This window comes from Microbacterium sp. JZ101 (genome assembly GCF_053903175.1).
This window is the reverse complement of sequence record NZ_CP096400.1, coordinates 3,262,592-3,281,264: the sequence shown is the minus strand read 5'-3', so window position 1 is coordinate 3,281,264 and position 18,673 is coordinate 3,262,592. Positions and strand designations below refer to the sequence as shown.

23 protein-coding genes are annotated in these 18,673 nt (G+C 71.9%); 14 read left to right on the top strand and 9 right to left on the bottom strand.

Annotation, left to right across the window (positions count from 1 at the left end; genetic code table 11):
* Positions 1-37: 37 nt before the first annotated feature.
* Positions 38-415: a hypothetical protein gene (locus M1D56_RS15105; protein ID WP_456284071.1), complete on the bottom strand. Its 378-nt coding sequence runs from the start codon at positions 413-415 to the stop codon at positions 38-40.
* 127 nt (positions 416-542) lie between these two features.
* Here M1D56_RS15105 and M1D56_RS15100 point away from each other — a divergent pair, with 127 nt between their 5' ends.
* Both M1D56_RS15100 and M1D56_RS15095 read left to right on the top strand, forming a co-directional pair.
* Positions 543-2,036: a sensor histidine kinase gene (locus M1D56_RS15100; protein WP_421075081.1), complete on the top strand. Its 1,494-nt coding sequence runs from the start codon at positions 543-545 to the stop codon at positions 2,034-2,036.
* Positions 2,011-2,676: a response regulator transcription factor gene (locus tag M1D56_RS15095; protein WP_456284070.1), complete on the top strand. Its 666-nt coding sequence runs from the start codon at positions 2,011-2,013 to the stop codon at positions 2,674-2,676. Before M1D56_RS15100 ends, M1D56_RS15095 begins: the two co-directional genes overlap by 26 nt.
* 4 nt (positions 2,677-2,680) lie before the next feature.
* Here the strand turns inward: M1D56_RS15095 and M1D56_RS15090 are convergent, their stop codons facing one another.
* From M1D56_RS15090 to M1D56_RS15080, 3 genes are all read right to left on the bottom strand, one after another.
* Positions 2,681-3,937 (bottom strand): glycosyltransferase, encoded by a 1,257-nt coding sequence (locus tag M1D56_RS15090; RefSeq protein WP_456284069.1) that lies wholly within the window; start codon positions 3,935-3,937, stop codon positions 2,681-2,683.
* Positions 3,938-4,034: 97 nt separating this feature from the next.
* Positions 4,035-4,694: a cation transporter gene (locus M1D56_RS15085; RefSeq protein WP_456284068.1), complete on the bottom strand. Its 660-nt coding sequence runs from the start codon at positions 4,692-4,694 to the stop codon at positions 4,035-4,037.
* Entirely contained in the window at positions 4,694-5,023 is a 330-nt protein-coding gene (locus tag M1D56_RS15080) for an ArsR/SmtB family transcription factor (protein ID WP_324013598.1), read from the bottom strand. The genes M1D56_RS15085 and M1D56_RS15080 overlap by 1 nt, the downstream gene beginning before the upstream one ends.
* Positions 5,024-5,164: 141 nt before the next feature.
* Between M1D56_RS15080 and M1D56_RS15075 the strand changes: the two genes are divergently transcribed.
* On the top strand, positions 5,165-5,308 hold the full coding sequence (locus tag M1D56_RS15075; RefSeq protein ID WP_271173049.1) for a hypothetical protein: 144 nt from the start codon (positions 5,165-5,167) through the stop codon (positions 5,306-5,308).
* 17 nt (positions 5,309-5,325) lie between these two features.
* On the opposite strand, the gene M1D56_RS15070 is transcribed toward M1D56_RS15075, so the two are convergent.
* Positions 5,326-5,952 (bottom strand): HD domain-containing protein, encoded by a 627-nt coding sequence (locus M1D56_RS15070; protein WP_456284067.1) that lies wholly within the window; start codon positions 5,950-5,952, stop codon positions 5,326-5,328.
* A 154-nt stretch (positions 5,953-6,106) separates the two neighbouring features.
* Here M1D56_RS15070 and M1D56_RS15065 point away from each other — a divergent pair, with 154 nt between their 5' ends.
* From M1D56_RS15065 to M1D56_RS15040, 6 genes are all read left to right on the top strand, one after another.
* Entirely contained in the window at positions 6,107-6,856 is a 750-nt protein-coding gene (locus tag M1D56_RS15065; protein ID WP_421075083.1) for a DeoR/GlpR family DNA-binding transcription regulator, read from the top strand.
* 214 nt (positions 6,857-7,070) lie between these two features.
* Positions 7,071-8,603, top strand: coding sequence for a sugar ABC transporter ATP-binding protein (locus M1D56_RS15060; RefSeq protein ID WP_456284066.1), 1,533 nt, complete (start codon positions 7,071-7,073; stop codon positions 8,601-8,603).
* Positions 8,600-9,598, top strand: coding sequence for an ABC transporter permease (locus M1D56_RS15055; protein WP_421075085.1), 999 nt, complete (start codon positions 8,600-8,602; stop codon positions 9,596-9,598). The genes M1D56_RS15060 and M1D56_RS15055 overlap by 4 nt, the downstream gene beginning before the upstream one ends.
* Positions 9,599-9,679: 81 nt before the next feature.
* Positions 9,680-10,675 carry a sugar ABC transporter substrate-binding protein gene (locus M1D56_RS15050; protein ID WP_456284065.1) on the top strand — a complete coding sequence of 332 codons (996 nt, stop codon included), beginning with the start codon at positions 9,680-9,682 and terminating at the stop codon, positions 10,673-10,675.
* Between the two features lie 94 nt (positions 10,676-10,769).
* Positions 10,770-11,834, top strand: a complete 1,065-nt coding sequence (locus M1D56_RS15045; protein WP_456284064.1) for a 2-hydroxyacid dehydrogenase — start codon at positions 10,770-10,772, stop codon at positions 11,832-11,834.
* Positions 11,831-13,279: a xylulokinase gene (locus M1D56_RS15040; RefSeq protein WP_456284063.1), complete on the top strand. Its 1,449-nt coding sequence runs from the start codon at positions 11,831-11,833 to the stop codon at positions 13,277-13,279. Before M1D56_RS15045 ends, M1D56_RS15040 begins: the two co-directional genes overlap by 4 nt.
* On the opposite strand, the gene M1D56_RS15035 is transcribed toward M1D56_RS15040, so the two are convergent.
* Positions 13,280-13,480, bottom strand: coding sequence for a hypothetical protein (locus tag M1D56_RS15035; protein ID WP_271173047.1), 201 nt, complete (start codon positions 13,478-13,480; stop codon positions 13,280-13,282).
* A 249-nt stretch (positions 13,481-13,729) separates the two neighbouring features.
* On the opposite strand from M1D56_RS15035, the gene M1D56_RS15030 reads away from it, so the two are divergent.
* Genes M1D56_RS15030 through M1D56_RS15020 form a run of 3 tightly spaced genes read left to right on the top strand, consistent with a single transcriptional unit; the run spans position 13,730 to position 14,827 of the window.
* Entirely contained in the window at positions 13,730-13,942 is a 213-nt protein-coding gene (locus M1D56_RS15030) for a multidrug transporter (protein ID WP_421075093.1), read from the top strand.
* Positions 13,943-13,952: 10 nt separating this feature from the next.
* A complete protein-coding gene (locus M1D56_RS15025) occupies positions 13,953-14,447 on the top strand; it encodes a SixA phosphatase family protein (protein ID WP_456284062.1) in 495 nt (164 codons plus the stop codon).
* Entirely contained in the window at positions 14,447-14,827 is a 381-nt protein-coding gene (locus M1D56_RS15020) for a YciI family protein (RefSeq protein ID WP_456284061.1), read from the top strand. The genes M1D56_RS15025 and M1D56_RS15020 overlap by 1 nt, the downstream gene beginning before the upstream one ends.
* A gap of 4 nt (positions 14,828-14,831) precedes the next feature.
* Here M1D56_RS15020 and M1D56_RS15015 read toward each other — a convergent pair whose 3' ends face one another.
* Both M1D56_RS15015 and M1D56_RS15010 read right to left on the bottom strand, forming a co-directional pair.
* Positions 14,832-15,386: a Dps family protein gene (locus M1D56_RS15015; RefSeq protein ID WP_455970316.1), complete on the bottom strand. Its 555-nt coding sequence runs from the start codon at positions 15,384-15,386 to the stop codon at positions 14,832-14,834.
* 99 nt (positions 15,387-15,485) lie between these two features.
* Positions 15,486-15,821 carry a winged helix-turn-helix transcriptional regulator gene (locus tag M1D56_RS15010; protein WP_282978894.1) on the bottom strand — a complete coding sequence of 112 codons (336 nt, stop codon included), beginning with the start codon at positions 15,819-15,821 and terminating at the stop codon, positions 15,486-15,488.
* Between the two features lie 79 nt (positions 15,822-15,900).
* On the opposite strand from M1D56_RS15010, the gene M1D56_RS15005 reads away from it, so the two are divergent.
* On the top strand, positions 15,901-16,551 hold the full coding sequence (locus M1D56_RS15005; protein ID WP_456284060.1) for an FMN-dependent NADH-azoreductase: 651 nt from the start codon (positions 15,901-15,903) through the stop codon (positions 16,549-16,551).
* A 43-nt stretch (positions 16,552-16,594) separates the two neighbouring features.
* On the opposite strand, the gene M1D56_RS15000 is transcribed toward M1D56_RS15005, so the two are convergent.
* Complete coding sequence (locus tag M1D56_RS15000) at positions 16,595-17,479, bottom strand: LysR family transcriptional regulator (RefSeq protein ID WP_456284059.1); 885 nt, start codon at positions 17,477-17,479, stop codon at positions 16,595-16,597.
* A 113-nt stretch (positions 17,480-17,592) separates the two neighbouring features.
* On the opposite strand from M1D56_RS15000, the gene M1D56_RS14995 reads away from it, so the two are divergent.
* On the top strand, positions 17,593-18,528 hold the full coding sequence (locus tag M1D56_RS14995) for an aldo/keto reductase (protein WP_456284058.1): 936 nt from the start codon (positions 17,593-17,595) through the stop codon (positions 18,526-18,528).
* Positions 18,529-18,673: the final 145 nt, after the last annotated feature.

Below are 18,673 nucleotides of genomic sequence, written 5' to 3'. Positions count from 1 at the left end.
GCACTTCGCGGCGAACGCCCGAGGCGGGCCCGGTGGCTCAGTCGTCGTCGACGTCGTCCGCGTCGTCGTCCACGTCCACGTCCGTGTCGTCATCGACGTCGGTGTCGGGATCGTCCTCGACCTCGACGGGAGGAGCCGGCGGCAGGTGCTCGGGCTCGGTCTGGGTCGGCGGCTCGGTCTGCTCGGGCGGTGCGGTCGTCGGCGTGGGCGTCGGCGTGGGGGTCGCTCCGCGCTGGTCCGAGCGGAGGTCGCGGCCGACGGCCCCGCCCGTGTAGTCGCCCGTGACCGCACCGCCGTCGAGGATCTGTCCGCCATCCGTGCGCTGCTCGAGCGCCTCCGACGCGACGACGACGCCGCCGGTGAGGGCGAGCAGGCCGATGCCGCCGATGACGGTGTACGCGATCGCCTTCCGCATCGTGGCTCCTCCCTCTCCCCTCCAGGATGCGCGCCTCGCCTAAACGGGTCGACAGCCGCACATGAGACAACCCTTATGGTCGCCGGATCCGAGCGGTCGCGCGCGCCCCGGCGACGATACTGGGACCGTGGCGGACGGGAACGGCGGACCGAGGCGGCGGCGCGTCGTCTCGGTGCGCGTGCGCCTCATCGCCGTCATCACCATCGTCGCGGCGCTCGGGATGGCCGCGGTCGGCCTCGCCGTGTACATCGTCGAGCAGGCGACGATCATGGCTCAGATCGACGACCGCCTCCGCGCGAACCTCGACTCCGCCCGCTTCATCGTGGCAGGGACGCCGGAGGAGCCGCAGGCCTGGGAGTCGTCGCGCGAAGCCGCTGAGGACATCGTGCGGCGGATGAGCCCCGACGACAACACGGGGGTCGCGGGCGTCGTGGACGGCAAGGCGGCGTTCGTGCCCGGGGTGCCGCTCGACGTCGACCTCCGCAGCGCGCCCGGATTCATCCCGTTCGCGGTGCGGACGACCGCCGGGCGCGAGCCCGTGCTCGGGACGTACGCCGAGGAGGGCGTCGTCTGGCGCTTCCTCGCCACGCCTGTCGAGGTGCCCGGCGCCCCCGATGCCGAGAGCGTGCTCTTCGTCATGGCCTACGACGTCGAGGCCGAGCTGTCGGAGATCAACGGGCCGGCTCGGGTGTTCTTCGTCGCGGGCGGCATCGTGCTCGTCGTCATCGCGGGGGTCGGCACGGTCGCGGCCGGTCGTCTGCTGCGCCCGCTGCGGCGCATGCGCGAGACGGCGGAGCGCGTGTCGGCCCAGTCGCGCTCGGAGCGCCTGCCGATCGAGGGGCGTGACGACGTGTCGGAGCTCGCGGCGACGATGAACGCCATGCTGGATCGACTCGACGATGCGCTCGACTCGCAGCGGCAGCTGCTCAGCGATGTCGGCCACGAGCTGAAGACCCCGCTCACGATCGTGCGCGGGCACGTCGAGCTGATGGACCCCGCCGACCCCGACGATGTGCGGGAGACGCAGCAGCTCGCGGTCGACGAGCTCGACCGGATGAGCCGACTCGTGCAGGATCTGTCGTCCGCGGCGGCGCTCCATGGGCCATCCCCCGTCGCCCCCGAGCCGACCGACGCGGCGGATCTCGTCGCGCAGATCGTGCGCAAGGCCCAGGCGATCGAGGGCGCGGATGTCGCCGCCGGGCCGATCGCGGATGTCGTCGCGCCGCTCGACGCGGCCCGCATCACCCAGGCCGTGCTGCAGCTGGCGCAGAACGCCGTGACCCACGGCGGCGGGCGCTTCGTGATCGGCAGCAATGTCGAGGAAGGCCGCCTCGCCCTGTGGGTGCGCGATTACGGCCCTGGCGTCCCGGACGACGAGAAGAAGGCCGTGTTCGAGCGCTTCCGGCGCGGACGCGGACGCGAGCGCGCGGCAGGGAGCGGCCTCGGCCTCAACATCGTGCAGGTCATCGCGCGCGCCCACGGCGGCCGAGCTCGCGTGACGGACGCCCCGGGCGGCGGCGCGCTGTTCGCGATCCTCGTGCCGCTCGCGCCCGACGACGAGGACACGCCGCCGCACTCGGACGGAAGGAGCCACCGTGGCATCGATTCTCATCGCCGATGACGAGCAGCGCATCGCGGGGTTCATCGAGAAGGGCCTGCGCGCCGCCGGCTTCGCGACCCGCGTCGCCGCCGACGGCGTCGAGGCGCTCGAGCTCGCGCAGACCGGCGAGTTCGACCTGCTCGTCCTGGACGTGAATATGCCGCGCATGAACGGCTTCGACGTGCTCGAGAACCTGCGCGGCTCGGGCTCGCGCATGCCGATCATCATGCTCACCGCGCGCACCGATCTCGGCGACACCGTCGCAGGGCTCGAGGGCGGGGCCGACGACTACATCGGCAAGCCGTTCCGCTTCGACGAGCTGCTCGCGCGCATCCGCCTCCGCATGCGCCGCGACGAGGAGGTCGCTCCCGCGGCGGGCGCCCTGCGCCATCGAGACCTCACACTCGACGTCCGCACCCGCCGCGTCGTCATCGACGGCGGGCCGTCCGTCGACCTCTCGGCGCGCGAGTACGCCCTCGCGGAGGAGCTCATCCGGCACGCCGGCCAGGTGCTGAGCCGCGAGCAGCTGCTGAGCCGGGTGTGGGGCTTCGACTTCGACCCCGGGTCGAACGTCGCCGACGTCTACATCGGCTACCTGCGCCAGAAGCTCGGGGCCGACCGCATCGAGACGGTCCGCGGTGCGGGCTACCGGCTCGTGTGAGCTCTCATCTCAGGGCCCGCTCCGCGGTGATCTCCTCGAGAGCGCGGATGGCGGCGCCGGTTCCGTCCTCTGCACGGATGAGCTCGCCGATCGCCTCTGCGCGGCTCGCCACCGCCGGCGAGCCGATGAGCTCGGCGAGGCGCGCCGCGAGCGCCTCTCCGGTGACCTTCCGCAGCGGAAGCGGCCGCGGGCCGAGCCCGAGCTGGTGGATGCGCGCGCCCCAGAACGGCTGGTCTCCGAGCACCGGGCAGACGAGCGTGGGGCGCCCCGCGCGCAGGCCGGCCGCGGTCGTTCCGGAGCCGCCGTGGTGGACGACCGCCGTCACACGGGGGAAGAGCCACGCATGCGGCACATCCTCGATCACCATGATGTCCTCGGACGCGCCGACCTCCACGCCGCCCCATCCGGTCGCGACGACGGCGCGGACGCCCACGCGGCGCACGGCGTCGAGCACGGCGCGACCTCGTTCGGGCGCGTGGCGCCCGAAGCCCATGCTCCCGAACCCGATATAGACGACCGGGCCATCCGCCGCGAGGAACTCCTCGAGCTCCGGCGGCGGGGTCCAATCGCGGTTGCGGTCGAACCACCATCCCGTGACGTGGGCCGAATCGGGGTAGTCGCGCGGGACGGGGACGACGTGCCGGCTGAACGGATAGAGCACGGGCACGGGGCGGCCGTCCGCTCCATGGAGGTAGTCGCTGGCTCGGCTCATGCGGCCGAGGCCCAGCTCCTCGGTGCGGAATCGGTTGATCATCCCGCCGTATGCGATGCCGGTGAAGCGGTTGAACGCGTAGGTCGCCCGGTTGAGCGCGGGCGGAAGGCCGCGCGACAGGAACGGGATGGCGAAGTCGCGCGTCGGGGTGAGAAACGGAAGCGGCAGCGAGGCGACGAAGGGGACGCGGAGACGCTCCGCGATGTGAAGCCCGCCGAGCGCCTTCGGGTGCGACACCATCACGGTGGGCGCCGCCTCCTGTGCGGCCGTCCACTGCTCGCTCAGCGAGGTCCGCATCGCCGCCGACATGCGCCGTGCCAGGCCGAGCGCCTCGCGCGGGCCGCCGATTCCGGACATCCCCTCCCGCATGACCTCGTGCATCGCCGTGCACACGGGGGCGAACTCCGCTCCAGACCCCTCGACGGTCGGACGGTAGGCCTCGGGCGCCGCGAGCACGGCCGAATGGCCCTCGGCCACGAGCCTCCGGGCGAGTGCGACGTACGGCTCGACGTCGCCGCGTGTGCCGTATGTGGAGATGAGCGCTCGCATGTCGCTGCCTTCCGGGACGAACGGTATCGATCGCCGACCAGGCTTCCCGGCACTCCGGGAGAAACCGTACTCGGTTCCGAGGCGCGATACCAGGCCCTCAGCCGTCGTGTTCGTCGTGCTCGAGGACCATCCCGACCGCGGTCGCGCACGCGTCTCCGCGCCATGCCTCGACGCCCTCCCGGATGGCGAAGGCCGCGATGACGAGGCCGGCGGCCGCATCGGCCCACCACCATCCGAGCGCGCTGTTCAGAAGCAGACCGGCCAGCACGGACGCCGACAGGCAGGCGCAGATGAGGGTCTGGCGCGAGTCGGCGACCGCGGTCGCCGAGCCGAGCTCCCGCCCGGCGCGGCGCTCGGCCGCGGAGAGGAACGGCATCGTCACCGCGCTCGCGGCCGTCAGGACGATGCCCACCGGACTGTGGTCGGGGACATCGCCGTTCGCGAGCGCGAGCGTCGCGCTCGCCGCGACGTAGATCGCGAGCGCGAAGAACGCGATGGCGATCACGCGCAACGTCGGCTTCTCCCAGCGGGCCGGGTCGCGTCGCGTGAACTGCCAGGCGACGGCCGCCGCGGAGAGCACCTCGATCGTCGAGTCGAGCCCGAAGCCGATGAGCGCCGCCGAGGACGCGGCGCCTCCGGCGATCAGCGCGATGACGGCCTCGACGAGGTTGTAGGCGATGGTCGCGGCGACGATCAGCCGGATGCGTCGGTGCAGGACGGCGCGCCGCGCGGCCCCCGTGGCCGGCGTACCCGGCATCAGCAGGTGCACCCCTCGCTCGCGCAGCAGTCCGGTTCCACGACGAGCGCGACGCGGAGGAGCTCGTCGAGCGCGGGAGCGAGGTGCGGATCGGCGAGACGGTAGAGGCTGCGGCGCCCGTCCGGCGTCGATTCGACGAGTCCGCAGCCGCGCAGGCAGGCGAGGTGGTTCGACATCGCCTGCTTCGAGACGCCGAGCGACTCCGCGAGATCTCCCGGGTGCGCGGACGCGGTGCGCAGTGCGAGGAGGACGCCCGCCCGCGTCGGGTCGGACAGCGCGTGCCCGAGGCGAGCGAGCGCCGCAGTGTGCGTCAGGGTCGCGGTGAGCATGGGGCGATAGTACAGGAATCGGTGTACTCATCGCCTCTCCGTCGCGTGCGCCGGGCTGTCAACCCCTCGCCCCGGGGTCGCGGTCGGCGTACCGTGGCGCGCAGCCGGACGCGATCCGGGGAGATGTCGCGGAGGAATCCCATGAGCGATGGCGGACAGCACAACACGCAAGGCGTCCCCGACGAGAACGCCGAAGCCGACACGGCATCGGGCGGCGCGCCCGAGGAGCCGGACGAAGGCGACGACTTCTCCGAGGCCTCCGACGAGGAGCCCTCGGGCGAGTGATCTGCCCGGTCGCGCCGCTACGCGGAGCCGTTCGGCGCGACCAGGCGCTCCCACGTGCGAGCGCCGGCGTCGATCCGACCTGACGCGTCGAGTCTGCCCGCCGACGAGGTCGGCTTGCGCTCGGCCTGATCGTGGATGCGCTGCGCGAAGTCCGTCGAGAAGGCGCCTCGCGGCAGGTGCGACTCCACCGCGACGAGCAGCGGGGCATCCCACTTCTCCGGGTCGACGCCCGAGACGTCGAGGCTCGTGGCGACCTCGAGGAGGTGCGATTCGGCGTCCTCGTCCGGATCGACCGCCGTCCACATGTGCCGCACGATGATCTCCTGGACGCGCTCTCTGCGTGCGCGCGGCCAGCCTGCGCCGGCGGCGAAGGCCCATCCCGCCGCTCCGCCCGCCGCCTCGAACGGGACGACGTCGGCGTCGAACTCCGCGACGAGCCCGAGGTCGTGCAGCATCGTCGCGACGTACAGCAGCTCGGCGTCGTAGGTCAGGCCCAGCGCGTCGCCGAGCGTCGATGCCCACACCCACGAGCGCAGGCAGTGCCGCACGAGCTCGGGCGGCGACCAGGCCTCGAGCACCTCGCGGGCACGTGCGGCGACGGGCGTGGGCGGCGCGATGAGCGCGTCGATCTGTGCGGGCGACATGGGATCCTCTCGGTCTCGCCTCCACTCTCGCGGGCGGATGGCGCCGCTCGTGAGGCGATTCCGGTCAGCATCCGGCGGAATCGCGTCAGCAACGGCGCGACGCGATCTCACAGGATCTCACATCATCGGCCATCCGCCTGCCTAGAATGAGCGCATGAGCTCCCTGGCCGCAGAAGAGCGCCGCAGCTGGCTGCTGGCGCAGCTGCGCGCCACCAAGACGGTGTCCCTCGTCGAGGCGTCGTCCGCGCTCGAGGTCAGCGAGATGACCGTGCGGCGCGACCTCGACCACCTCGAGCGGTCGGGCCTCGTGCGCCGTGTGCGCGGCGGCGCGGTCTACAGCGGGCCGGTGAGCTTCCAGGGGCGCGAGCGGTCGTACGCCGAGGAGAAGCGGATCATCGCCGAGAAGCTCCTTCCGCTCGTTCCCGAGCGCGGCGTCGTCGCGTTCGACTCGTCCACGACCATCCACCGCCTCGCCCAGATGCTCCCCGAGCCCGAGGATCTCACGGTCGTCACGAACGGCCTGCTGACCTTCCAGGTGCTCCAGGATCGTCCCGGCGTGACGGCCATCCTGACCGGCGGCGCCGCGGACCGCCGATCGGACTCCCTCGTCGGGCCGGTCGCGACGGCCTGCCTGGAGGGCATGCGGTTCCAGGGCTTCTTCGCGTCGGCCGCCGCGGTCGACGAGCTCGCCTGCTACGAGGACACCCTCGAGGAGGCCGACGTCAAGCGCGCGTTCGCGCGCTCATCGGCCCGCGTGTTCATCGGCGCGAACCTCGCCAAGCTCGGCGGCAACGCGACCGCCGCCGCGGTCACGCTCGATCGCGTGAGCGTCTTCGCGACCGAGCTCGACCCCGCGGACGTCCGCGTGGCCGGCTATCGCGGGGTCGTCTCCGAGCTCCGCTGAGCCGCGGCGCTCCCGCGCCTCCGGTCGACCGGCTCCCGCCGCTTGCCTGCCACCGGCTCCGCGTCTGCCGTTCCGCGCGCCATCTGTGCGCCGGAGAGCGGGCGGCGCATGTCTCGGCCAGGTAACAAGATCTCCCAACTCTTGACAAGATCTAACATTCTCGAACAGGATGTATCCGATTCACCCGATCAGTCACGAAGGAGTGGTGGTCACCATGACCGACGCCGATCTCGCAGCGCCGCGGGGCGCCCAGGAGCGCGACACGGCCTTCCTGCGCGCCACGGGCATCCGCAAGCACTACCCGGGCGTCGCCGCGCTCGACGGGGTGGACCTCGAGCTGCGCCGCGGCGAGGTGCACGCGATCGTCGGCGAGAACGGCGCCGGCAAGTCGACGCTCATCAAGATCCTCGCGGGGGCTGTCGAGCCGACGGAGGGCACGATCGCCGTCGACGGCGAGACCCACACGCAGCTCACCCCCGCGCTGGCCCGCGAGCTCGGCGTCGCCGTGATCTACCAGGAGTTCACGCTCGTCCCGACACTGAGCGCGGCCGACAACGTCTTCCTCGGCGAGTACCTCACCCGAGGCCCCGTCCTCGATCGCAAGCGCATGGACGCCCGCGCGGCGGAGCTCTTCGCTCGCCTGGGGGTCCGCATCTCGCCCCGTGCGCTCGTCGAGACCCTCACGACCGGGTACCAGCAGGTCGTCGAGATCGCCAAGGCGCTCTCGAAGGACGCGCGCCTGCTCATCATGGATGAGCCGTCGGCGCCCCTGACCTCCGCGGAGGTCGAGGCGATGTACCGCGTGGTCGACGCGCTCAAGGCGCAGGGCATGACGATCGTCTACATCTCGCACCGCATGGACGAGATCTTCCGCCTCTCCGACCGCGTCACGGTGCTCCGCGACGGCAAGCACGTCGCGACGCTCGACACGGCGGACACGACGCGCCGCGAGCTCATCACGCTCATGGTCGGCCGAGAGCTCAGCGAGGCGTACCCCGACCGCGACGTCGAGCCCGGCGAGGTGTCGCTCACGGTGCAGGGCCTGACCGGCAACGGCGTCCGCGACATCTCGTTCGAGGCCCGCCGCGGCGAGGTGCTCGGGTTCGCGGGCCTCATCGGCGCGGGCAGGACCGAGCTCATGGAGCTCATCTTCGGAAGCGTCCGCGCGCACGGAGGCTCGGTCCGGCTGCACGGGAGGGCCGCCGAGGCGAAGACGCCGATCGCCGCCATCCGGAACGGCTTCGCGCTCGTCCCCGAGGATCGCAAGCGCCACGGCGTCGTGCTCGACTTCACGATCAAGGAGAACATCTCGCTGCCCGTCCTCAAGGGGATGTCGCGGTTCGGCGTCATCCCGAGAGCGCGCGAGGCGAAGCTGGCGGCGACCTACATGGAGAGCCTGCGCATCAAGGCGCCGAGCTCACGCGAGCGCGTCGGCAACCTCAGCGGCGGCAACCAGCAGAAGGTCGTGCTCGCGAAGTGGCTCGCCACCGAGCCGGAGGTGCTCATCTTCGACGAGCCCACGCGCGGCATCGACGTGGGCGCCCGCCACGAGATCTACCAGATCATGAACCGCCTCGCCGCGGAGGGGAAGACCATCCTCATGATCTCGTCCGACATGGAGGAGCTCATCGGGATGTCCGATCGGGTCGTCGTCCTCCAGGAGGGCGTCCAGCAGGGGACCCTCCGCCGTCACGAGATCACCCAGGAAGCGATCATGGCCCTCGCGGCCGAAGGAGAAGCAGCATGATGAGCAGATTCGTCCCGCGGGTGAAGGACCTCGGCATCGTCCTCGTCCTCGTCGTCCTCGTCATCGCCTTCAGCGTGATGGCGCCGTCGTTCCTCGACCCCTCGAACCTCTTCAACATCGCGCGACAGATCGCCACACTCGGCATCTGCGCGGTCGGGTTCGCCTTCGTCCTCATCACGGGCGGCATCGACCTCTCGGTCGGCTACCAGATCTCGCTCTACGTCGTCGTATGCGGGATGCTCATGGCCGAATCCGGGCTGCCCTGGTACCTCGCGGTGCTCGTGGTCCTCGTCCTCGGGACGTGCATCGGCGTCCTCAACGGACTCATCATCACCCTCACGGGCGTCGCGCCCCTGATCGTCACGCTGTCGATGATGACCGTGCTCAACGGCGTCAGCTACCTCCTGTCGCGGGGGCTGCCGATCTTCGGCTTCCCCGCCGACTTCGCGATCCTCGGACAGGGGGCCGTGCTGGGCGTTCCGGTCTCGCTCATCGTGCTCATCGCCGTGTGGGCGGTCGGCATCTTCATCCTCAACAAGACCTACGTCGGCCGCTACTTCTACGCGATCGGCAACAACCCCGAGGCCGCACGTCTCTCGGGCGTCAACACCAAGGCCACGCTCATCCTCGTGTACGCCCTGTGCGGGTTCTTCACGGCGATCGGCGCGGTGCTGCTGCTCTCCCGCCTGAGCTCCGCCCAGTCGGCGACGGGCGCGGGCTTCGAGTTCAGCGTGCTCACCGCGTGCGTGCTCGGCGGCGTGAGCGTCATGGGCGGCCGCGGCTCGCTCTTCGGGGCGTTCGTCGGCGTGCTCATCGTGGGCGTGCTCGACAACGGCCTCGTCCTGCTGAACGTGAGCGAGTACATCCAGCTCGTCATCAAGGGCGTCATCCTCCTCGCCGCCGTGATCTACGACGCGATGTCGAAGACCTCCGGCGGCCGCAGGAAGCAGATCGGCGGCGTCGCCATCGCTCCGGCCGGGCAAAACGCCGGCTGATCCCTCCGCCGGGGAGCGCCCCGGCCATCCCACCCTTCGCCGACGACGCGGACGTCGCCGGCAGCACCCGAAAGGAACCCCATGAAGAAGACCCGCGCACTGGCCGCGATCGGCGCCGTCGGCGCCGTCGCCCTCTCGCTCGCCGCCTGCACGACGGTCGGCCCCGACGGCACCCCGGCGGCGGACGGCGACGACGGCAGCTACACGGTCGGCGTCACCTTCTCCGACCTCAGCAACCCGGTCTGGGCCGAGCTCGTCGAGGAGGCGACCGCGTACGGCTCCGAGCAGGGCCTGAGCGTCAACTACGTCGATGCACGCGGCGACTCCGCGCAGCAGGTCACGCAGATCGAGAACTTCATCCAGCAGGGCGTCGACGCGATCATCATCTGCGCGGTCGAGTCGAACGCGCTGTCGGCTGTCACCGCCCGCGCCCAGGAGGCCGGCATCAAGGTCGTCGGCTACACCCAGGTGCTCGAGAACTACGACGCGCAGTACCTCGTCGACGCGTACAAGACCGGCTACGCCAACGGCGAGGCCGCGGCTGAGTGGATCAACGAGAACTACGGCGACGAGCCCGTCGTCGAGTGGGCGCTCATGGATCTGCCGATGTTCCCCGAGATCATCGACCGCGCCAACGGCATCAAGGACGCCATCGCCGAGCTGGCTCCGCAGGCCGAGCTCGTGGCGACGGCACCCGCTCTGACGGCGGAGGAGGGCGTCGCGAACGCCGAGAACTTCCTGCAGGCGAACCCTGACCTCAAGGTCATCGCGACGATCGGCGGCGGCGGCGCGGTCGGCGGCAACGAGGGCGTGAAGTCGGCCGGTGTGACCGACTACGACGCGTTCGGCCTCTTCGGCATCGACGCGACCGAGAACGAGATCCAGAACATCATCAACGGCGACCCGCAGAAGGCGTCGGTCAGTCTCGGCGGCGGGAAGGCGCACGGCCGGACGCTCGTCGACATCACGGTCGACCTGCTCGAGGGCGAGGACGTCGAGAAGGACCAGTACATGCCGATCGAGGTCATCGACTCCTCGAACGCGCAGGACTACTACGACGAGATCTTCGGCGACTGATGCCCCTCGGGGAGGTGCGGCGCGGCGCCGCACCTCCCCGCACAGACCGCGCGACGGGCCGGATGGCCGCGGTGCGCGCACGGAAGGACGAGACATGACCCGCATTCTTGCCGCCGGCGACCGGTTCATCCGGGCCGCGCGACTCCGCGACGCCGTCGCCCGCGTCGTGCCGGACGATGTGGACATCCGCGAGATCGAGTTCCCCTGGCCGGATGAGCCGTTCGGCTCGGTCGCGGAGGTCGACGAGGCGTCGGGCACCGAGGACGAGCTCATCGAGGCGCTCGAGGGCGTCACGGCGATCGTGACCCAGCTCGCGCCCCTCACCGACCGCGTGCTGCGGGCTCGGCCCGAGCTGCGGCTCATCGCGGTCTCGCGCGGCGGACCCACGAACGTGAACCTCGACGCCGCGCGCGAGCTCGGCGTTCGCGTGGCCAACGTCCCGGGTCGCAACGGCATCGCGACGGCCGAGATGACGCTCGGGCTCTCATTCGCGCTCCTGCGGCGCATCCCCCTTGCCCACGACAGCATGCTCGCGGGCGAGTGGCGGGGCGACCTCTACCGCTCCGACGCGATCGGGGGCGAGATCTCGGGGGCGACGATCGGGCTCCTCGGCGCGGGGATGGTCGGCGGCCACGTCGCGAAGGTCTTCCACGCGATGGGCGCGCGCGTGCTCGTGTTCGACCCCTACCTCCGCGCGTCGGCGCTGGATGGCATCATCGAGCGCGTGGACGACGCCGACGAGCTCTTTCGCCGCAGCGATCTCGTCTCGGTGCACGCCCGTCTCACCCCGGAGACCCGGCACCTGGTCGACGAGCGTCGCATCGGACTCATGCGGCAGGGCGCTCTGCTCGTGAACGCCGCCCGCGGCGGCCTCGTCGACTACGACGCGGTCGCCCGTGCGATCGACAGCGGCCATCTCGGCGGCGCCGCGTTCGACGTGTACCCCGAGGAGCCGGTCGACTTCGGGCACCGCCTGTTCGCACTCGCTCGCGAGGGGCGCGATCTCGTGCTCACGCCGCACATCGCGGGCGCGAGCCGTGAGACCGCCGAGCGCGCCGCGACGGGCGTCGCGGAGGAGGTCCGCCGCTTCCTCGCCGGCGAGCCCGCCCTCCATCCGCTCGTCGAGGGCGAGGCGCCGTTCGCGTGGAGCGCGCCGTGACCGGAGCGCTCGTCGGGATCGACGTCGGGACGAGCTCGGTCAAGGTCGTCGTGATCGACGCCGCCGGTCGCCGGGTCGCCGACACGGCGGTGCGATACCCGACCTCGACCCACGGGAGGGGCGCCGAGCAGGACGCGGCGACGTGGTGGAAGGCGGTCGGAGAGGCAGCCCGGCACGCGGTGGCCGGCGCTCCTGTCCTCGCGGTCGCGGTGACCTCGCAGGCGCCGACCCTCGTTCCCGTCGACGAGAACGGCGCCCCCACGGCGCCGGCCCTCACGTGGCTCGATCGACGCGCCGTCGACGAGGCCGCCCGCATCGCGGACATCGTCCCCGAGTCCCGCAACGGGAAGGACCCGTTCTTCGGCACCGCCAAGCTGCCCTGGATGGCCGCGCACCGGGCATCGGCCCTCGAGAGCGCACAGCACGTGCTCTCGGCCAACGGCTTCGTCGTGCGGCAGCTGACGGGTCGCGCCGTCCTCGACGACACGACCGCGTCCCTCATGCAGGGGTTCGACGACGCGTCGAGCCGATTCCCCGACGCGCTCCTCGCGGCGGAGCCGTCGCTCCGGCTGCTCCCCGAGATCGTGCCCGCGCTGTCGGTCGTCGGCACGGTCACGGCGTCGGCCGCGGCCGCGACGAGCATCCCGGAGGGGACCCCGGTCGTCGCCGGCGGGATCGACGCCATCGGCTCGGCGCTCGAGGCGGGGTGCCTCGCTCCGGGCGACCCGCTCGTCGACATGACCGGGTTCTCGAGCGTGACGATCCTCGCCGTGCCGCGCGGCACGCGCGTTCCCGGATTCATCCACTCGCGGCACTGTGTAGCCGACGTGGACCTGCTGATCACCGCTCAGGTGACCGCCGGCGCCACGATCGACTGGGTCAACGGGCTCGACGGGGCGCGCGACCTGCGCGACGAGACCGCGCTGCTCGCTCGGCCCCGTCCCGGCCGTCTGACGATGGTTCCGAGCCTCGCGGGGGAGCGCACCCCGCGCTGGAATCCCGAGGCCCGCGGCATCATCGACGGCATCGACCTCGCGACCGACGGCACCGATCTCATGCTCGCCGCGATGGAGGGCAACGCCCTCGCGATGGCGCAGGACGTCCAGGTCCTGCGCGACCACGGCTTCCCCGTCGACCGCGTGATCAGCACGGGCGGCGGCGCCGCATCGCTCGCATGGCTCACGATCAAGGCCGATGTGCTCGGCGTGCCGGTCGTACGCCCCGACAGCGGTCACGGCGCGGCGCAGGGCGCCGCGGCGATGGCGGGATGGGCCGTCGGCCACTTCGCGACGGCGGACGAGGTCCGCGCGCTGAGCGGCTCGGCCGACGTCACGGTGCAGCCCGATCCCGCGCACACGGAGGCGTACGCGGTGGCGGCGACCCGCTACGCGCGACTCGTCGAGCTGAACGCCGACCGCCCGAGGATCGCATCCCCCGACGCGTGATCACCCGCGGTCGACCGCGGCCATCGCCTCCGCGAGCTCGGAGAACGCGCCGACGCGCTCGGAATGAGCGTCGAAGGCGAGGAAGCGGCCATCCGGCCCCTTCTCCACGAAGCCCATGAACATTCCGTCTCGATTCGCGACGTGGAGTCCCTTCTGGACGCGGCTCCAGGTCGTGTGCGTGCCGTGATCGGCGATGGTCATCGCTGTGTCTCCTTCTCTCACCGGGGCGCACGGAGAGTGCTCCGGCAAACGCGGTCGTCGTTGACCGCCTCACGACTCTATGCGCGACCTCCGACAGGCGGAGGAGGCTTGTGGACGTGCGGCCGGGGTGGTATTCACACGCTCCCGCGCCTGCTCGAGAGCGAGACGGACGCGCCCGCGCAAGGGGGAGACAGCGGGCGGTCTCATCGCCTAGCGTCGGCGGAGCAGGCCACGATCGGAGGAGGCGCCATGGGACAGGACGAGATGACCGATGAGGAGAAGCGTCGCGACCAGCTCACGTCGGCGCCCGACGCGACCGAGGAGGACGCGAAGCCGCGCATCGAGGTCACCCGTCGCGAGGGCGTGACCCGCATCGACGTCGCGGAGGACGCCGCGGTGCGCCCCGGCTTCGGCGAGCCGGGCGAGGCGGCGGACGCGCAGGAGGGCGGCGACCGCGCGTAGCATGCCGAGCATGCTGCGCCTCCTGCTCCTGCGCCACGCGAAGTCCGACTGGCCCGAGGGGGTCGACGACGTCGACCGCCCGCTGACGCCGCGTGGCGCAGCCCAGGCGCGCGACGTCGGCGCGTACATGCAGGAACGCGGGCTCATCCCCGACCGCGCGGTCGTCTCGATCGCCCAGCGCACGCGCGAGACGTGGGCGGGTGTCGCGTCGCCGTGGCAGGAGGCGCCGCCCGTGCAGTTCGAAGACGACGTCTACGCGGCGTCCGCGCGGCGGCTGCTCCAGGTCGTCCGCGAGCAGGGCGGCGACGCGCGCTCGCTCCTGCTCGTCGGGCACAACCCGGGCGTCCACGATCTCGTCGCGACGCTCGCGGCAGAGCGCGGGCGCGTCCCGCTCGCGTACCCCACGGCGACGCTCGCCGTGCTCGAGCTGCCGGTCGACGGATGGCCCGAGGTCGACGCCGGGACGGCGCGCGTCGAGCGCGTCGTGGTCAAGGGCTCGGACTGATGCCGGACCCGAACATCCCTGACGCGTTCGACGTCTTCACCGTCGTTCTCCTGCGGCGCCCCGCGGACGCGCCGGAGATGACCGAGGACGAACTCGACGCACTGCAGGCCCGCCACCTCGCCTACCGGGCGCAGCTCGCACGCGACGGCGCGACGGTCGCGAACGGCCCGTTCCTCGCGCAGAGCGACGAGACCCTGCGCGGAATGTCGGTCTTCGCGCGCTCGCCGGAGGAGGCCGCGCGGCTGTCCGCCGCCGATCCGTCCGTCATCGCGGGGCGGCTGTCGTTCGAGGTCGTCGAATGGTGGGCCGCCGCAGGCTCGATCGCGTTCCCGAACGCGACCGAGCCCGTCGGCGACCGGAGGTCCCAGCCCGCCGACTGACCCGTCAGCTCGCGCGCGGCGTGCGGTTCTCGGCGCTGACCATCCAGGACAGCTGCTCGAGCCGCTCGAGCACGGCGTGGAGGATGTCGGCGGTCGTCGGATCCTCCTCGTCGACCGCGTCGTGCACCTCGCGGCACGTCTGGCAGACGGCGTCGAGGCGCTCCGTGATGAGGTCGATCACCTCGGTCGTGGCGATCTCGCCCTGCGGGAACTCCGGGAGCGAGGTCGTCTCGGCGACGGTGTCGCTGCGTCCGTCGGGGAGCGCGTGCAGCGCGCGCATGCGCTCGGCGATCGTGTCGGCGAACTCGCGCGCCGCGGCGATGATCTCGTCGAGCTGGAGGTGGGTGTCGCGGAAGTTGGTGCCGACGACGTTCCAGTGCGCCTGCTTGCCCTGCAGCGACAGCTCGATGAGATCGACGAGCACGGACTGCATGTGCCCGCTGAGCTGCTCGGACGCGGTGAACCCCTTCTCGGCGTTCTGCTCATCCGTCAGCTCGGCTCCCGAGCGGGCGGGGCGGCGGCGGTTCTTCGGGGCGGACTGCTGCTTCTTCTCGGCCATCGTGTTCCCTTCCGTGTGCCTGGGCCCAGGCTACGGAGCGCACGGCGGGCTGTCGCGGCCTTGTCGGGCGCGCCCGCTCGTGTTACCGGTGCGGTGGGGTCACGGTGCGGCGCGCAGATGCGCTGAAGCCCACTCGCCGAGCTGCTCGAGCACCGGGATGAGCGCCTCGCCGGCCGGTGTCAGCGTGTAGACGACCGATACCGGAGGGCCGGCATGCACCTCGCGCGAGACGAGGTCGACCGCAGCGAGCTCGGCGAGGCGGTCGGAGAGGACGGCGTCGCTGATGCCCGCCACTCCGCGCCGCAGCGCCACGAAGGAGAGGGGGCCGCTGCTGAGCGTGTCGACGATCATGCCGTTCCAGCGCTTGCCGAGCACCGAGAACGCGAGCGAGACGGCGGCGTCGCACGCCGGTCCGCCGTGCTCGATCTCCGCCATGCAGCCATCCTACCTGTGCTAATGTCCCGATAGCCGCTCTTCTTTTCAGAGTGACTCATCGAACCTGATCGGAGCACCCATGACTCTCTTCCGCCTGGATGCGAGCATCCTCCCCGCAACCTCCGCCAGCCGCTCCCTCGGCGATCTCGTCGAGTCCGAGTGGACGGCGGCGCACCCCGATGACGTCGTCGTGCGCCGCGACCTCGCCGCCGAGCCCGTCTCGTCCACCGTGTGGCAGAACGCCGTGACCGCGGGCTTCGCGCCCGAGGCCGATCGCACCGAGGAGCAGCGCGCAGCGCAGGCGCTCGCCCGCGCCTTCGCCGACGAGCTCATCGACGCCGACGCGCTGCTCTTCACCGTGCCGCTCTACAACTACGGCGTCTCGCAGCACTTCAAGACCTGGTTCGACGTCGCCTACACCGACCCGCGCATCGACCCGCAGGGCACGGCGCTGCGGGGCAAGCCCGCGACGCTCGTGACCGTGCTCGGCGGCAACTACGCGCCCGGGACGCCCAAGGAGGGCTGGGACCACTCGACGGCGTGGCTGCGCCGCGTGCTCGAGGATGTCTGGGGTCTGGACCTCCGGGTCGTCCAGCGGCCGTTCACGCTCGTGGGCGTGAACCCCGCCCTCGACGCCTTCGCCGACGTCGCGGCGGACCTGCGGGCGGCGGCCGAGGACGCCGCCCGCGTCGCCGGCCGGGAGCTCGCGGAGTCCCTCCAGGCGGCGTGAGGTCGTGAGGAGGGTCGCTGTCGGGCGTCCCTCCTCACCCGCGTCACCGCGCGGGCGCCGCCTGGGTCCGCACGAGCTCGAGCGCGAGAGCGGTGGCCGGCTCGGACGGACGCCGCGCGATCGCCGACACGACCCACGGCGGCGCATCCGCGGGCATCGGCCGCACCGCGAGCGCTGCGGCCTCGGGCTTCGCCCCGACGTGCGCGGGCACGATCGCCACGCCGAGACCCCGGCGCACGAGGTCGATGAGCGTGTGGACGTCGCCGGTGGCGCACCGCACGCGCCGCGCGATGCCGCGCGCGGCGCAGACCGCGTCGTTGAGCGAGCGCACCGCCCACGACCCCTGGAAGTCCACGAAGTCGACGTCGTCGAGGTCGGCCCACGAGACGGGCTCCGCGCCCGAGAGCGGATGGCCGGGCGGCGTCAGCAGGACGAGCGGCAGGCGACCGAGCTCCTCCCGGTGAAGCGAGCCGAGGTGCTCCGTCGCCGCGACGAGACCGAGGTCGAGATCGCCCTCGCGGACCCGGGCGGCGAGCTCGTGCGACCCGGCCTGCGCGAACTCGAGCTCGACGAGGGGATGGCGCAGGTGGACCTGCTCGAGCAGGCCCGAGACATCCACCAGGCCGAGGCACTGCTCGGCGCCGATGCGCAGCCTCCCGGTCAGCTCCTCCGTCGCGCGCGCGACGGCGCCGCGCGCTGCGGACGCCTGTGCGAGCATCGAGCGCGCGTGCGGCAGGAGCGCGCGGCCGGCCGGCGTTGTCTCCACCCCGCGGGGCGAGCGCGTGAAGAGCTCCGTGCCGAGCTCGGCTTCGAGTGCCCGGATGGCCGCCGACAGGCCCGACTGCGAGATGCCGCAGACGGCGGCCGCGCGCGTGAACTGCTGCTCGTCGGCGAGCGTGACGAGGTACTCCATCTGGCGCAGATCCATCAGCACTTCTCCTTCTGGCAGGCATCTGCTCCAGTTGTTGGATTTCTGCCGCACCGCTCCCTATCGTAGGAGCGCCCGCGGCGCCGTCGCCGGGCGGCACCGGAAGGACACCCATGAAGACCGTCTCCCTCGGCCCCGGAGGCCAGCAGGCTCCCAACGTCATCGCGGGGCTCATGCGCATCTCCGACAAGACCGACGCGCAGATCCGCGAGCTCGTCGACACCGCCCGCGAGGCCGGCATCGACTTCTTCGACCACGCGGACATCTACGGCACCGAGCTGCACCAGTGCGAGCGCCGCTTCGCCGAGGCGATGCGCCTCACGCCGTCTGAGCGCGCCGAGCTCACGATCCAGACGAAGTGCGGCATCGTGCGCGAGGGGCCGTACTTCGACTTCTCGTACGAGCACATCGTCATGTCGGTCGAGGAGTCGCTGCGCGCGCTCGACACCGACTACATCGACGTGCTCCTCCTGCACCGCCCGGATGCGCTCGTCGAGCCCGACGAGGTCGCCCGCGCGTTCGACGAGCTCGAGGCCGCGGGCAAGGTGCGCGCGTTCGGCGTCTCGAACCACACGCCGCGTCAGATCGACCTGCTGAAGACGGCCGTGCGCCAGCCCATCGTCGCCAACCAGGTGCAGCTCTCGATCACGCATGCGCCGATCATCACGCAGGGCATCGCGGCCAACATGCTCGGCGTCGAGCAGTCGCAGGTGCTCGACGGCGGAGGGCTCGTCGAGTACAGCCGCATCAACGGCATCACGCTGCAGGCGTGGTCGCCCTTCCAGGCCGGCTTCTTCACCGGCGTGTTCCTCGGCTCGGAGGCGCACCCCGAGCTGAACGCCGTGATCGAACGCCTCGCCGCGCGGTACGGCGTCGAGCCGATCGCGATCGCGACGGCGTGGATCACCCGTCATCCCGCGGGCATCCAGGTCGTCCTCGGCACGACGACTCCGGCCCGGGTCGCGGCGGCCGCGCAGGGCAGCGACCTCCCGCTCACGCGCGCCGAGTGGTACGAGCTCACCCGCGCGGCGGGCCACATCGTCCCGTAGCGGCGGCTTCGCGGGCCTGCCGTAAGGCCGGGCGGCTTGTCGCCCAGCCGACGACGCGGGCCTGCCGCACGGCCGGGAGGCCCGTCGCCAGGAGGATCACGCTTTCCCAGGACGGATACGGCAGAACCATCCTGGGAAAGCGCGA